Origin of the sequence: Agrobacterium sp. MCAB5 (assembly GCF_052114365.1) — a bacterium.
In the GTDB taxonomy this organism is placed as follows: Bacteria; Pseudomonadota; Alphaproteobacteria; order Rhizobiales; family Rhizobiaceae; genus Agrobacterium; species Agrobacterium tumefaciens.
Genome location: NZ_JBFREP010000021.1, coordinates 1 through 14391 on the forward strand (window position 1 = coordinate 1; position 14391 = coordinate 14391).

At 56.7% G+C, this 14391-nt stretch carries 10 protein-coding genes and 1 pseudogene; 4 read left to right on the forward strand and 7 right to left on the reverse strand.

Annotation, left to right across the window (positions count from 1 at the left end; all coding sequences use genetic code 11):
- A partial coding sequence (locus AB4Z23_RS26500; protein ID WP_441361066.1) for a BID domain-containing protein occupies positions 1-2218 on the forward strand: 2218 nt, incomplete at its 5' end.
- 235 nt (positions 2219-2453) lie between these two features.
- Here the strand turns inward: AB4Z23_RS26500 and AB4Z23_RS26505 are convergent.
- Positions 2454-2879: a hypothetical protein gene (locus AB4Z23_RS26505; protein WP_112156846.1), complete on the reverse strand. Its 426-nt coding sequence runs from the start codon at positions 2877-2879 to the stop codon at positions 2454-2456.
- 219 nt (positions 2880-3098) lie between these two features.
- On the opposite strand from AB4Z23_RS26505, the pseudogene AB4Z23_RS26510 reads away from it, so the two are divergent.
- Both AB4Z23_RS26510 and AB4Z23_RS26515 read left to right on the forward strand, forming a co-directional pair.
- A pseudogene (locus tag AB4Z23_RS26510) lies at positions 3099-3218 on the forward strand (transposase domain-containing protein); the annotation flags it as partial.
- Between the two features lie 408 nt (positions 3219-3626).
- A complete protein-coding gene (locus AB4Z23_RS26515) occupies positions 3627-4301 on the forward strand; it encodes a hypothetical protein (RefSeq protein WP_112156864.1) in 675 nt (224 codons plus the stop codon).
- 199 nt (positions 4302-4500) lie between these two features.
- Here AB4Z23_RS26515 and AB4Z23_RS26520 read toward each other — a convergent pair whose 3' ends face one another.
- Positions 4501-4800, reverse strand: a complete 300-nt coding sequence (locus AB4Z23_RS26520; protein WP_181018483.1) for a hypothetical protein — start codon at positions 4798-4800, stop codon at positions 4501-4503.
- A gap of 196 nt (positions 4801-4996) precedes the next feature.
- Positions 4997-6550, reverse strand: a complete 1554-nt coding sequence (locus AB4Z23_RS26525) for an ISL3 family transposase (RefSeq protein WP_441361067.1) — start codon at positions 6548-6550, stop codon at positions 4997-4999.
- Positions 6551-6687: 137 nt separating this feature from the next.
- Here AB4Z23_RS26525 and AB4Z23_RS26530 point away from each other — a divergent pair, with 137 nt between their 5' ends.
- A complete protein-coding gene (locus AB4Z23_RS26530) occupies positions 6688-7062 on the forward strand; it encodes a DNA cytosine methyltransferase (protein ID WP_441361068.1) in 375 nt (124 codons plus the stop codon).
- Here AB4Z23_RS26530 and AB4Z23_RS26535 read toward each other — a convergent pair.
- The 4 genes from AB4Z23_RS26535 to AB4Z23_RS26550 are packed head-to-tail and all read right to left on the reverse strand — an operon-like array spanning position 7059 to position 14354.
- Entirely contained in the window at positions 7059-9158 is a 2100-nt protein-coding gene (locus tag AB4Z23_RS26535) for an AIPR family protein (protein WP_441361069.1), read from the reverse strand. The genes AB4Z23_RS26530 and AB4Z23_RS26535 overlap by 4 nt on opposite strands.
- Before the next feature lie 10 nt (positions 9159-9168).
- Positions 9169-10110 (reverse strand): PD-(D/E)XK motif protein, encoded by a 942-nt coding sequence (locus AB4Z23_RS26540; protein ID WP_060726834.1) that lies wholly within the window; start codon positions 10108-10110, stop codon positions 9169-9171.
- Positions 10100-12832: a Z1 domain-containing protein gene (locus tag AB4Z23_RS26545; RefSeq protein ID WP_441361070.1), complete on the reverse strand. Its 2733-nt coding sequence runs from the start codon at positions 12830-12832 to the stop codon at positions 10100-10102. Before AB4Z23_RS26545 ends, AB4Z23_RS26540 begins: the two co-directional genes overlap by 11 nt.
- Positions 12795-14354, reverse strand: coding sequence for an ATP-binding protein (locus AB4Z23_RS26550; RefSeq protein ID WP_441361071.1), 1560 nt, complete (start codon positions 14352-14354; stop codon positions 12795-12797). Before AB4Z23_RS26550 ends, AB4Z23_RS26545 begins: the two co-directional genes overlap by 38 nt.
- Positions 14355-14391: the final 37 nt, after the last annotated feature.

Consider the following 14391-nt stretch of genomic DNA (forward strand, 5'->3'; position numbering starts at 1 on the left):
CTTCAGGGCGATTGCCGAGCAGATTGGCCATGTCGAACTTTCGGGCATTCGCCGCCAGCGCCATGATTGGCAGAGACAGGCATCGGTTGCCTTTGCGACCCACAAGACGGCCGAGGGGCTGGCCGCCTATCGCGATCACGGCGACATCCTCTTTGCGGAAAGCCGCGACGCGGCGATGGCGCAGATCGTGCGTGATTATCTTGCCGATAGTGAGAAGCGTGCCGATGGCACCCGGGTCGCCATGGCGCATCGCCGCGCTGATGTGCGAGCCCTCAATGCCGCCATTCGTTCTGAACTTCAAAACAGACAAAGGCTGGAGCGCAGCCCCGGGCTGGGCGACGGTGCGGACCGTGGAGACCGTGGGAATGGTGAGGACGGTGTAGGTGGTGAGGATGTTGGAGAACTGAACTTCCAGACCAATAACGGCAAACGCGCCTTCGCCGCCGGTGACCGGATCATCTTCCTCGAAAACAACCGCGACCTCCGTGTGAAAAACGGCATGCTTGGCACGGTCGAGCATGTGGAGCCGGGCAAGATCATCGCCCGGCTCGATGGTCGAGGCGGCGACAGTGTCAGCATTCCGACAGACAGCTATCAGGCGATCGACCACGGCTATGCGACGACGATCCATAAAAACCAGGGGGCGACAGTCGATCGCGCCTTTGTGCTGGCGTCGAGCACCATGGACCGGCATCTGACCTATGTTGCCATGACAAGGCACCGCGACAGCGTGCAGCTCTATGCGGACATCAAGGAGTTCGCCAGTGCGGGCCGGCTGGTTGATCACGGCATTGCGCCCTACGAGCATAATCGCCAGGCGCGAGAAAACTATTTTGTGACCCTGGAGAACGAGAACGACAAGGGCGAGCGGCATACCGTGTGGGGCGTCGATCTCAAGCGGGCCATGCGAGATGCATCGCCAAAGATCGGGGACAGGATCGGACTGCAGCATCAAGGGGCCACGCCTGTCACGCTTCCGGATGGCACCCAGGCCGAGCGCAATGCATGGCGTGTCGTCAAGGGTGACGCGTTGGCGTACCAACCGCTGACAAACCGCCTGTCGCGTTCCGGCGCGAAGGAAACCACGCTGGATTACATCAGCGACTTTGCCGAGCGGCGCGGGATCGCCAGCGACCAATGGATCGCAAGCGGCCAAGGGATCGAGCAAGAGTTTGGTGTCAGAAGCGAGATTGAACTCGCTTCCGCCAAAGATGAGCGTCAAGAGGTCTTGTCCCGTGCGGCCCATCTGCAACGGGAGCAGCAGGACCGGCCATCAGAGCGTGAGCAGGTTTACGAGGAACGTGCCGGCGATCTGGCCGGTCCTGTTCACCGCGAAGATCAGCACAGGGCTGAGGACAACAAAGGCTATCGCCGCATTCGGTGGTCCGACGTCATGTCGCAAGACGGCGCCATCCCTGCCCCCGCAGAAACTGTAGTCCAACAATCGCTGATGGAACCCGGCAAGCCAGCTCCGCTGGTGCCAGCGATCACGCGTCACGACCACAGCATCGAAGACGTGGTCCGCGAAAGGGCCATGTCCGTCATCGATCACAGATTTGATACGGTGGAATCTCTCGCGCGGCTCGTGTTCCGTGATCCGGTCGAGGTCGCCGCGAGATTGCGTACCGCGATGACCGAGAAGGAAGGCAATGGCAACATCATGGCGAAGGCCATGGCCGAGCAACCCGAACGGTTCGGGGACCTGCGCGGCAAGTCGGGTCTGTTCGGGAATAACAAGGAGCGGAAGGAGGCGCTGCAATATGCAAGGTCTCTGTCGGCCCATATTGGCTATGTCTCCGAGGCATGGCAGCGCCGGCTTGGCGAAGAACGCGCGAGCGAACAATGGCAGCGTGAGCAGCGTGACGTCATCGAGGTTCCCGGCCTCACCTCCCGTAGCGCCGAAATCATTGCCGAGGTGGAGAAGATGCCAGTCGACAAGCGGAACCAGTTTATCTCGGAACTGCGCTCGTCTCCTGAGGGCCGAGCCGCGCTCGATGAGGCCACGCTGGTAGCCGAAGCGCTCACGCGGCGGTTTGGTAGTTCAGATCCTCGCAGGTTCGCCGAGGAGCTCGAGGCACGCCCGGAGCTCGCAAAGCAGGCCGAGCAGATCAAGACGATCGCCCGCATCGTGCATCGTACACGCCATGCCGAGCTCAGCCATGACCACGCGCTGAGACAGCAGCTTAATCGGTCTCAAGGGCTTGGATTGAGTCGATAGTCGGCGCTGACGACAACATTGGCGTCTTTTAATCGGTCACTCCTAAAAGTGCGCCACGCTTCCAAATTTCCTAGGCGTCGCGATGGATTTGACCCGTCGCGACCAGAGCATTCCGTTCCGACGTGTGTGGTAAGCGCTGTTTGCCGTGCAACTTGACCACGCACGTTTGCCGTTTCGAACGACTTCCGCTGTCAGGCGGATGGCAATAATGCGTCAATTGCAGCGATCAGTAAGCTTATTCTACGATCAGAAAAATTCGCCCGATTTTGATCCTCGGCCTTAACACCGGCCCTATCTCAACGTGGTTCTCTGCGCCGCGAAAAAGATCGAACTTTCGTTCGCTCTGGAAAGTGACCTTCGACCGACCTGATGTGAACGAGCAGTCCTTTGGGCACTGAATTGTCAAATCTGCAGACTCGACTGCCCCCCGGCGACGCCAGGTAACATCTACTTTGACGCCTGATCCTGAACCAGAAATGATCTCGCACTTATTATCGACCCGGCAATGGGCTTGACCGACAATGGGCTCTGCAAACCCATCCAGCATGACAGCGGCTTGAATACGCCGCTCATCGAACGCAGCGATTTGGGCTGAAGCTGTAGCTGTTGATTGGACAACGCACGCCATGACCGAAAAAAGAAAATATGTGCCTTTAAGCATGTGGCCATCGCCCCGGCTCCGCCCGCTATCATCGCACCATAGGAGCCGCACATTGTGACCCAATGACGGCTAAGCGCCGACTGCAGTCTTCGGTGCATATGAATGATCCATGTAGCTCTATGGCAACAAGTCATCAATCTGGCTATGCTTGTGCCCGCTATGATGCCGGAAGCGTTGGTAACAAGTTGATTACTCGGCATAGTTCGCCGGTCGACATAAACTGCAAGGATGAATTCTGTCGATCCCCAGGCTTGGCTGACGCAGATGCTCGAGCGCCTGCCAAATGGCTGGCCTAGCAGCGAAAACGATGCACTTATGCGGCAGAACTACAAGGCCTGACCGGTCTMAGCCTATCGCTTACCGAAAACCAGCGGCAGGCGGTAARAAGAGAGAAATCACTGCGGGTCTTACGTCGCACTCGAAATGCGGCATACCTGCAAGGGTATCGTGGGTTCGAATCCCACCCTCTCCGCCATCATGAACATTGAGTAGGCGACGGTTCCCGGACATATAAATCCCACCAGAGCAATTTGTCGGAAAAGAGGTTCCATTCATTGGGCCACGCTCCCGGCACTCAACGGATTCTTCCCAACCATTTCCACGGCACCGGTAGCCACACAAGCGCAATGGAATTCGGGCCTCCAGACTCTTTTCGCGGGCGCTCTTTTTCTATCCCCTGATATTCAGATGCCACAACACTGCGCCCATGCTACGAGGTGGCCAGAAGCAACACAACGAGATATGCCGATGCTTACTTGGATTCAGCTTGATCGCGCGACCATTCCTGGAGATGGGGGTGAATTGCGCCTGAAACAACGCGGGAGCGAATTTTCCATCATGCTCGGCTCGACAGAGCTGATGAACAGCAGGTTGAGCGGCTCCGAAGAGGCGCTGGCTACGCTGTGCTGTGAGCGTATCGCGGGACGGAACAACGCCAGCATCCTGATCGGTGGCCTCGGTATGGGTTTCACATTGCGGGCGGCCCTGAGCGAACTGCCGGAYGATGCTCGGGTTACTGTGGCGGAGCTTGTTCCGGCGGTGGTTGATTGGGCCCGGGGACCGATGTCGGATCTCCACGAGGGCAAGCTCGACGATCCCCGTGTGGCCATCAGTATAGGTGATGTTGGTGCGCTGATCCGGTCCCAGAAAACGGCTTACGATGCCATTCTGCTCGATGTCGACAACGGTCCCGATGGGCTGACGCGCGCCTCCAACGATAGCCTCTACGATCGCAGCGGTCTTCTTGCCGCCAGAAATGCCCTGCGTGCGAACGGTGTGCTTGCGGTCTGGTCATCTGCACCGGATAGCGCTTTCACACGTCGATTGCGAGAAACGGGTTTTGCTACCGATGAGGTGAATGTGCGCGCCAATGGAAAACGCGGCGGTGCCCGCCATGTCTTGTGGATGGCGACCAAGCGCTAGCATTCCGGTTCTCCCTGCGGTGACCTGCAGGACCATATCAGTTGGATGTCCGGATTGGTTGCTGGCGCGCCGGAATTATCCTTGGCCCCCTTTGCGGGGCATCCTACGCATCATCGTGATCACAAACGGAGATCACTATGGCGACCATCAGAAAACTCAGAAGGCGGTGGCAAGCAAAGGTGTGCCGTCGCGGAATGTCTCACAACAAACCTGCTGCCGCGTTCAGACAACGAATGACATCGGCACCAAGCTGCTGAGTGTTTTTCAATCCACCCTTGGAGTTTAACAAATCGACCCCGATATCTGCCGCGACCGAACGTAGCGTCTCTTTGACTATGACCTTTTGCGGTTCTCCGTTGCGAAAAATACGGATCGCGCCATTTTTGTTGGTTTTCACGCGGAACTGAGCCGGTTTTTCCACCGAAAAGTGAGCCATGTGTGGACGGCCCCGTTTTTGCAAGTGGAAAAAGTAAGTTTCGGTGCGGTCGGGTGCAGCCATGTGTCCGGCCTCGATGTGCGGCGCACATATGGCCGCGGGCCTTGATGAAGTCCGCAGATTGGATCCCAATCACCTCTACGCGCACGAAGCGCTTGGCTCGGAAGGGTTGTCCCAATCCCCGGTTCGACCGGTTCGTCATCAATACTCAGTCTGTCAATCGGCGTCGTAACGGGGGTCTGACGCATTTTCGATGACATCAGGGTGCTCCGACGATACGTGCCTCAAGCAAATCGAGTTTCCCCCGGCCGTACATCTGGCGCTTAATGAGTTTGAGCTTGGTGATCTGGCCCTCTGTCTGACCGTTCGACCAAATTGAAGTGATTGCATTCTGAACCGCTGCTCTGTCGCGGATAATGCCGTTGGCAAATGACGCGACCAAGCTCGTTGCTGCGCGGTCGATCCACGTGTCCAGGTCATCCTTGGACTTGCGCCGTAGCATTTCATGAAAGCTTTCCACGACGTCTCTGGCCTCGACAAGGTCCGGTAGTCGCTCCTCTATCGCCGCGACCGTCATCGTCTGAGCCTTGGTCAAATTGTTGCGTTCAAGGGGCATCAGGCGGACGATGGTGCGTGCTGCGGGCGCGTGGCCGAGCCCGTTCTCGGCTTTTTCGGCTCGCCTTCGTCGTGTTGCCCATTCCGTAACAATGCGGAGACCTCCACCGAAACCAGCCAGCCGAAGCTGCCGCCACAGTTCAGCGCCGTTTCGCAATCCGGCATCCCATTGCGCTTCCAGCCACGGCAAATGCGGTTCAAGGGAGGTTTGTCGCACCCGAAAGATATCGGTCCGTTGACCACGGACGACACTGCGGACAAGCTTTCGGCTGTGCCCGGTTCTGCGCACGATCTCCTTGATGGACACGCCTTCGCCGACGAGTTCACGAATGACAGAGTTCGTCTCTTCACGTCTCAGATATCCGTCATATTGCAGGCGTTCGGCAGCAGTCAAAAGCTGAGGATTTACAGTTGCTGTACCTACTGCCATGCGGATCTGCCGCATCGACTTGCGAACGGCATCAAGAAAGGCGTGGCTAGCGTTTTCCATGAGATGCCAGCGGTCGGCGACCTGTTCGGCGTGTGGTAGGGCTTGTGCAGCGGCCTGCGCATACCCGCCGCCACGGTCTCTTGCGACGATTTCGATTTGCGGCTGCTCGACCAGCCAAGCCTTTGCGGTCGTGGGCTCTCGGTCGGGCAACAAAGCGATCGTTTTTCGCCGTTCCAGATCGCAGATGATCGTGCCATATCGATGATTGCGCCGCCACGCCCAGTCATCAATGCCAATAACGCTTGGCAGCGGCGGCGGTGGGCAATCATATCGGCGAACAGTTCGAAGCAGCGTGTCATTGCTGACCGGAAGCCCGAGACGATCGGCAAACCTTGCCGCCGGACGGCCACCTAATGCAAGAGCGAGATGCCGAACCAGGCAGTCCAGACGGGCTGTCCGGCGAGCCATCGGACGGACTACGCCATCACCGAAACGCTCGGCGAAAATCTTTCGCCGGCAATGGACGGCACTACAGACGAAGCGTCGGACCGTCAGGTGCAATTCGATCTTTCTGCCCGCACACGGTAGGTCGGCGATCATCCGAGGGTAGCGACTATGAACGCGATGGGAGGTCGTGCCGCATTCGGGACACCTGCAACCTGAGGACTTTCCATATGCGGCGATGACGATCGCATCGGGTGTGTGGTGCGCTGCCTTGACGGTCAACTCGGCAGGGATCAGATCGGAAAGCCGAAACTGGGCTCGCATGGCGCTGGTTCTCCGTGAAAAACCATACCAGTGGAATCTAAAACATCATCAAGATTGAGTCAGACCCCCGTTTGGACGCCGATCACCCCATTTACGGGGTCCTTATTCCATGCCTAATCACAGACTTGGCCAGATACATGTACGCGGCATGCTTTACGGTGGCCGAAGGGTACAGCCCAAAAGCGAGCCAATTTCCACCTGAGATCGCTCCCGCTCACGCCAATTGGAAAAGCGGAAAGTTTGCTGACCGCTTTCGCGTTCAACGGCGGGACGTCCCATCGACCACGATCACGAGCCACATTGCCAAGGATGGACACTACTTCATTCACCCTGACGCTAAACAGTGCCGGTCATTAACAGTGCGCGAGGCTGCGCGTCTTCAAACATTTCCGGACAACTATCGGTTCATGGGGAACAGGACCGAACAGTTCACCCAGGTAGGAAACGCGGTGCCACCATATCTCGCTTTGCAAATCGCCAAGGCAATTCTACCAGTGTTCGACTACGCCTAGTCGGCCGTGGTTTGATCCACAGCTAGTGTTGTATGACTGAAGCCGCTGTCTACCAGCTTGTCCAAAATGGTGATCGCGAGGACACATTGGCGGTCGCTTGGCATACGTCGTGGAATGGCGGCGCATGTTTCCATGATGCCGATATCCCGTGGCGTGAGCTTCCTATGCTTGTGGCCCCAAATGTAAGCATCCTTCCAGAAAGCTGCTCCTAGCTGGTGAACGCGCATCTCGGCGGATGCACTGTTGGTAAGGGACCGATCAGCCCGAGCATCTCGAACCTCAGACGCGGCTTCATCTGGAACGACAAGAACGTTTTCCAGACCATCACCATAGGATACCGAGCGATCACTAAGGGTCTTCCAGCAGGCCTGTTTTTTCGCCCACTCACTCATGTTCTTGATCCCTGCGGGCGGGGTGAGGATCACTGTTTGAGCCTCCTCGGCAGCCGCTAGAAGGGCTCGCTCGAGATCGTAGCTCGTTGCCTGCCGCCTCCACACCTTATCCAGATCGATGACGCGCTCCCTCTTCTCCGCGTCCTTGACTAGCTTCGCGAGGGCGTAAGTCACAATGTTCGCGCGATAACCTCCTTGATACCATTCGGCGGCTGAGACCAGCGTTTCCGTTTTCCTGAAGATAATGGTCTTGGCGATGAGCCGGCGAAACCAAACCTCGTCGAATGCCGAGCCCTCCTTGCCCCACGCCGAGCCAATCTGCTTCGCGAATTCGGAAAAATTTTTCTGTGCGCCTTTACTCACGTCATGAGGCGATCCGCTCCAGGTGTTCTCATACTTCGCAAGGTCCGTCTTGCTGAAGAACTGATGCCGAGGAAACTCGGCGTCGAAAACCTTGCGCTCGCTGACTGTCCGGCGGCCACGTTCGTCAGCGAATTGCCCCCTTGCTCTCTCGTAGAACCACTTTGTCTCCCGGTAGCCGCTTCCACCGGCTGGGGCCAGTAGCCTCCGCGACATCTCCTGAACCTTGATGTGAAATGGATGATTGGCGAAAAAGTCGGCGGCTGCGACCTTGTTCTGGCTGTTTGCGTATTGGGAGATAAGTGGAACTACGGTCTCCGACAGGTCATGCGGAACGATGCTCAGCTTCATTTGCACGAAGACCTGCTTCAACTGCTCGGATGCCGCCTTCCTGGCGGCATGGATGGATGCAGTCGTCTGGCCTCCGTTCACAATCTGAAGATTCTCAGCCCTGATCATGGAGAGGCCTGCAGGCGTCTGCTCGATCTCTATGGCGTCAGCAGTTGCACTTAGTCCGTTGTTGTATGCGAGAAACATACTCGGGCTTTTCGAAATCGTGTCCCGCATGCCTCTGTTGACGGCTCCACGGGCCTGAAGAAAGCTTCGGACATTCGATTCCAGAAGCTTCGGGCCCCATCTGTCGTAGATTTTTGCAAGCTGCTCTCCCGGTATGACCGCGATATATGTCTCAAGTGCATCCTCGCCAGCCGAGGCTCTCAAAACCGGTACGCCGCCCCCAAAGTCCTTCACGAAATCCACTTCCGAGCTTTGCCGCGTCAATCCCTGTTCGACGTAGCGGCTCAGTCGCTTGAGGTCCCATACGCTGTAGGTGACCTCCTTGTCGTCTATGGTACCTGCGGGAACGCCGTCCGACTTGGCGCGGAACTCGGCGTTGGTAACGACGATAAGCTTGATCTTTTCAACGTCCGTCCATGTCGTCGCGATCAGTTCACTTAATCCATATCCGGGACTGGTCTCTTCAAGAGATTCTCTAAACGATCTTTTGCGCGATACCTTCAGGAAATCGCTAAGCCGCTTGAACAGTTTCTTGACGTGGTCAGCATTGGATGTCCGAACTGTTGGCCCAACTTGAAAGTCGCAGATAATGAGCGACAGAATGCCGTTTCCATCTCGGGGATCGCCGCCGTACCCATGCACCTGAGCCTTCGGACTGATCGGATCGTCGACATAATATGACCAGTTCGCTTCTTCTGTTTCTCCCGCTTCCGTGAGATATGTACCGGTTTGCTCGAAAAATGCCTCCGCTGTCACCCGGCCCAAGGCGTCCGCGTCACCTTGGACATCCGCGATCAGCTGCTGATGAAAATCCTGCAAATCACTCATGGCTGTACCTTTAATTTATCTCGTCGAGGACTGAGCCGCCAAACTCGAAGGGCGTGCAGGCACTGAGTGCAATAGAATATCGAACACCGGAAACCCCCACTGGCATCGGGGATACGAGACGAGGAAACCCTTCGGATACCTCGAAGACACGGCTTGCGCCGACGACCCACCGGCGATCGTCGTATCGGTGCGAGGCGACGTATCCGACGGATACGAGCAAATCTTCGAATCGGGAAAGTGCAAAAGGAGAAGGCGTCAGTCGCGCCGCCATCGTTCCCACTTGTTCATGAAGAGTAAGTCCGTCCCCTTCCAAGCCAGAAGCGACTTCCGTGACATTCAGAAACAGACGCGCGCCGGGCACATCTGCGAGTTGGTCTTCGGACGATATGGCGATGTATGGCCTCGATGCTGCTCGTCGGGCTTTGACCTCCACGCATGCCTGAGGAAACTCGAAATCCTTCGCAGCGCCTTCGGGCCCCTTCCAACCCTCTACTGCGAAATCGGGGCCCTTTGCGTCGGCCACCGCTGTGAGGAACGCCAATTCGGCAACAAGCCCACGCTGCTCCTCAACGGTCAACTCGTCTGACACACCGCCACGCAGCAGGTAATGCCATCGTCTGGTTCGGTTAAGGCAGAGGATCAGTGCCTGATCGATCCCGTTGCCGGCCTCTCCAGCTCGTACAACGTCAAGACAAAGCGTTACGAACGTATCGGAGAGTGAAGGGTCTGTAAGAGAAATCACCAGCGCCTGCACTCCGTTCATCAATCGATAACGCAAATCGAGACTGCGCAGTCTTGGAATCCGGTTGTCAGGCAAGACATCCGTTCCAAGTTTAAGTGCGAGTGCAGGAACGGAGTCTTCCAAAACGATCCAGAAGAAATCGAAACGCCCGCTGCCGTTAACGCGCCTAGCATCCCCAATCGAGAGCTGCGCCCAAGGATTATTCGTCATTATCGACTGCATCTTCGTCCTGCTCATCGCTACCGAAAAGCTCAATCATCTTGCGCGTATTCACGACGTACGCCACACGTTCGCTCGCCTTGTTGGACGCCGGGAGGCTCATGCTCCAAGCGACGGCTGTCAGCCCTTCGAGCGCCTTTGCCCTCTCATCTGCGTCCTGCCCTTTCGGCGGCGTCGGTTTCACCAGGTGCAGTATGAAGAGCGGCCGCCCTCTAACTTCCCGATAAATGGAGTCCGGGTAATTGACGCGGGCACCTTCCGTAATGTTTTCATCAAGGCGGTACTTATCTTGGCGATCACTCACCTTCGTTGCATCGATGCCGGCCTTTTCGATACCACGCGATGCAACCCTCATCCGCCTACCGCTAAACGACATAAATCCGCTCTTGAGGTCAGCAAGGTCTACATAACGGCTGATCGGGCGTATGGACCAGCCAAGCGTGTCATCGCTCGCACCTGATTGCAGCCCGGTAACCAGCACGTCCCAGTCCTTCAGCTCATCTTGGCTTCTCGCTCGAATGTAATTGCGGATGGGAGCAGTTGCCGTGGTGACGCTTTCGTCGGCGTTACGCCATCCAGCGAGGAAGTCGTCGATGTGTTGGACCGGCACACTCTTGTGGAGATACCCGCCCTCGAACGCTTCCGCCTTCTCTTGAGTGAAGCCAGCGCTTTCGAGGCCCAGCAGGAATTGCCTCGACAGCGTCTTGTTGGTTTCGATATCTTTCAACGAAACCCGCGCCGTCTCCACAAACTTGTTGGCCAGTCCTACCATCGTCGTGATCTGTTCCGACGACCCCATCTTGTTGCGTGCAGTAATCATCAGAGCGGAAGGGTGACTGCGAACTGCGAGACCGAACATGCCGGGCGTGGCCTTCGCCCGCTCCATGATCTTCAGTTCTCGATGAAGCTCTTCGGTCGCATTGGCAATGAAAGAATACCACCCGATGGCTTCATCCGGCATCCAGATGCGGCATAGGTCTTCGTAGCCGCCACGGAAGCCAAACCACCGTCCCATCTGCATGAGCGTGTCGTACATCATGGAGTTTCTGAGGAACCAGGTGACTGTTAGCCCTTCCAGCGTGAGGCCACGCGAGAGCGAGAAGCCGCCGACTGCAATAACCGTCTGCCCCCGTTCCCCGCCACCGGTGTAGTTCAGGTCGTTCGACCTGCTGTTTACCTCGACCACTTTCGCAGAAGCGATAGCGTCCAGCAGGCTTTCTTGGATGGCCCTCCAATCTTGCCATGCCTCGCTGTACTCAGTCTTCCAGACATCTCGCAGTGCGGCTATCTCGGGATCGTCGAGTGCTCGCCCCTTCAAACTCCCATTAATACGAACGGCATTCTGGATTCGTTCAAGCGCCTCATGCAGCCGATTGCGAATAAGGCCTTGAACACGAGTGAAGCGGCTCGCGTTGACAAGCATCGAGCAATGGCTTGCGGCTTGTCCCCGAAGATCGCGGATTGCCCGTGCGATGAGAAAAGCCCGAAGTGCATAGAGAAGTGAGGGCGGTAGCGGGTCTAATGCGTGGTCGATGGCATGCTTGATGGGAAGGATCTCTTCGTTGTCGGTAATGTTACGAAGCCAAACTCCTTTCCCCTCTTCATCAATGCCGTCTACAAAAATCTTCTTGCCGCCGAAATAGTTCGTGGGAGCGTCCAGTCCGATAATGAAATCTCGAGGGAACAAGTCTTCCTTGAACATGTCATCTTCCTGGTCGGGATCGATGAATATGTTCGCGAATGGCGTGGCCGTGTAGCCAACATAGCAGCTGCGATGAAACATCTTCAGAAGATCACGAATCTGCCCGTTGATCTTCGTGACGAGATCATCCTTGTACTTCGTGTTGATGGATGCATTGTCCGCCTCATCATCGATCAGAAGCATAGGCTGGTCGATCATTTCGCTATCGCCGCGAGCACTGTTGTCGCGCAACCATTCCAACAGATTGGCCAGAGTGCGATGGTTTTTCTTGATGACCAGGACAACCGGGACCTTGTAGGAGTCAATCTCGCTGGTGTTCGTCGAGGCCGTATCCTTGTGGAAATCGCGGAGCGTATTGGTAAGACTTACAGGTGTGCGCGAAGGGTCAAATTTGCCGACACCAATGACGTTCTTATTGGACTTCGAACCCGGTAATTGCCGACCTGTGTCGCGGCCGATGAACCCTTCGTCTACGCGCCCCTGCGTCTGGTTGCGCAGGTTGTTATGTATTCCTGCTATGACAACGATCAGCCTGTAACCAGCGTCTGCCGCCTTGCATATAAGTCCGGCATAGTTGGCCGTCTTGCCGCTCTGCACGTGGCCGACAACCATTCCTCGCCGGTCCCACGCTTGATCTAGGTTGGGATTTCCGGTCCGACCGAGAATGCTGTCGGTTACCGCGTCGAGGGATAAAACCACGTCACGCGGCATTCCCTGCTGTATGAGCAGCTTTCTGTATCGGTTCCAGTAGTAGGGATCGATGGAAGCTTTTGCGTCGTCCAGCCATGGAACGAACTCACCGTCGTCAATGATTGCACCGAGCCCTGCACGGATGCCGCTCTTCTCCTCCACCACTCGAACGACTTGTTCGATTTGCTCGGGGGTCAATCCCGTCATCAATGCAACGCTTAGGCCGCTCGCCAGTTGGCGCAGTTCTTCTTCCGTCTTCCTTGGCTGGTCATAGAGGGCACTCTCAACGACGCTGAGCAGATTCTGTTGTCCGGAGTTCATCGAAATCCTCAATGTACTGGTCGATCACAGCCTCGGCCATGATCCACGATTTTCTGAAAAAGTCGTGCGCACGAAGCACGTCCTTCATTCGGTCCTTCGCTACGCCCGCATCGAGCAGAGCACCTCCGACGGCATTCACCATCTCCCTGATCTGGCGTTCGTCCGCTTCATCCTCCTCCAACGCCTCCGCATTACCGAGCAGGTCGGCATGGAGCGCTTCGATTGGAAGACCCGAACCGAGCAACTGGAGGCACGTCTCGAAACCGGCACGAAACTGCTCGGGGAGCTCGCTCGCGAACCCGGTGAATGCGGGATGTTCCAGGTTGGGGCGGAAGATGATCTTGCCGTCTTGCGAAACCCGCGACCAAAGTGGATGCCTCTCCGGATCGACCAAACGCTGGCCACGTCTTTGGTAGGTTCGCCTCGAAGTTCCAAGAAAGCCTTCTATTATTCTTCGCAACCTTGAGCCAATCGCTGGCGGTAGTTGCGCGGACGCCTTCTTGACGTCGATCTTCCAAAGGGCGTCCATCGAGTTGGGAATATCGATCCGGACACGGCAAAGCTTTGTCAGTTCGGTTTGTCTGGCAAGTCCGAGCCATCCTCCAGCGATAATTAGTCTGTCGCCGCGATAAACATACAATCCTTGGGAGCGCAGGTGTCCGTCGGGGCCACCGACCTCAATCCATTCAGCTTCCGTCATCATTTTGTGGTGCGGCAGCGTCATGCACTGAATAACAACATCACCATTAGGCAACGGAACAACCTCTTCTGGCCCGATCTGGGACGCGGAATGGCCGCTGGCTAATGGGTCAATAGGTTTGAGCCGTCGACCGTTCAGAGTGATGCGAACCTTGGGCCGAGTTCCTGACAGGAACCTGTGAAAAACAAGCCGAATGTGTCCTTCTGCTTTGGATAGTGCAGCGTTCAGGTACTCGCTGCGCTTTGTCCCATCGCCGACAATGCCACCAGAGAGGCGATCCAGCTTTTCCCAAATTACGACAGTGCCGTGCTCCGCTGGAAGTTCCAGACCGGGCGGTCCTCCAACGTCCTCGTTAAGATCGAGCGTCCAGTCGTTTCTACGTCCGATCTCGTCGAGGTCCCAAGTCGCGGTCGTAAGGGTACCGTCGCGCACAGACGCGACGGAGAGTTTCCGGCATTGGGAAAAGCTGGCACTCTTTAGGCCAAGGCCGAACCGCCCCAAGTCCCTCGACTGACGTTGGTGAAGCGGATTTTTCGAGCCTAAGCGCATCGCATCAATCAGCTCGGGCTCAGTCATCCCATCTCCGTCGTCGATGATTGCTAGTGCCGGTGCGTCGGAGACCGTGTCGACAACGATACTTATGTGTCTTGCGTTGGCTGTGATCGAGTTGTCAATTACGTCCGCAATTGCTGTTTCCAGCGAATAGCCGAAATCGCGATGCCCTTCGATCAAGGATGACGCGTATGGCGACGCATCCACTTGCTTCTTACGAGAATTTAAAGTGTTCCCCATTTCCCCCCGTGCCCACTGAACGGAACGCACGACTCATTCCCCACGAAATCATAGTAATCTATTGCGA

Bases quoted from the DNA above. Each gene is read 5' to 3' on its own strand.
- AB4Z23_RS26505 (WP_112156846.1), bottom strand. From the start codon at position 2,879: ATGCTTAAAGGCACATATTTTCTTTTTTCGGTCATGGCGTGCGTTGTC.
- AB4Z23_RS26520 (WP_181018483.1), bottom strand. From the start codon at position 4,800: ATGGCTGCACCCGACCGCACCGAAACTTACTTTTTCCACTTGCAAAAA.
- AB4Z23_RS26525 (WP_441361067.1), bottom strand. From the start codon at position 6,550: ATGCGAGCCCAGTTTCGGCTTTCCGATCTGATCCCTGCCGAGTTGACC.
- AB4Z23_RS26530 (WP_441361068.1), top strand. From the start codon at position 6,688: ATGTACGCGGCATGCTTTACGGTGGCCGAAGGGTACAGCCCAAAAGCG.
- AB4Z23_RS26535 (WP_441361069.1), bottom strand. From the start codon at position 9,158: ATGAGTGATTTGCAGGATTTTCATCAGCAGCTGATCGCGGATGTCCAA.
- AB4Z23_RS26540 (WP_060726834.1), bottom strand. From the start codon at position 10,110: ATGACGAATAATCCTTGGGCGCAGCTCTCGATTGGGGATGCTAGGCGC.
- AB4Z23_RS26545 (WP_441361070.1), bottom strand. From the start codon at position 12,832: ATGAACTCCGGACAACAGAATCTGCTCAGCGTCGTTGAGAGTGCCCTC.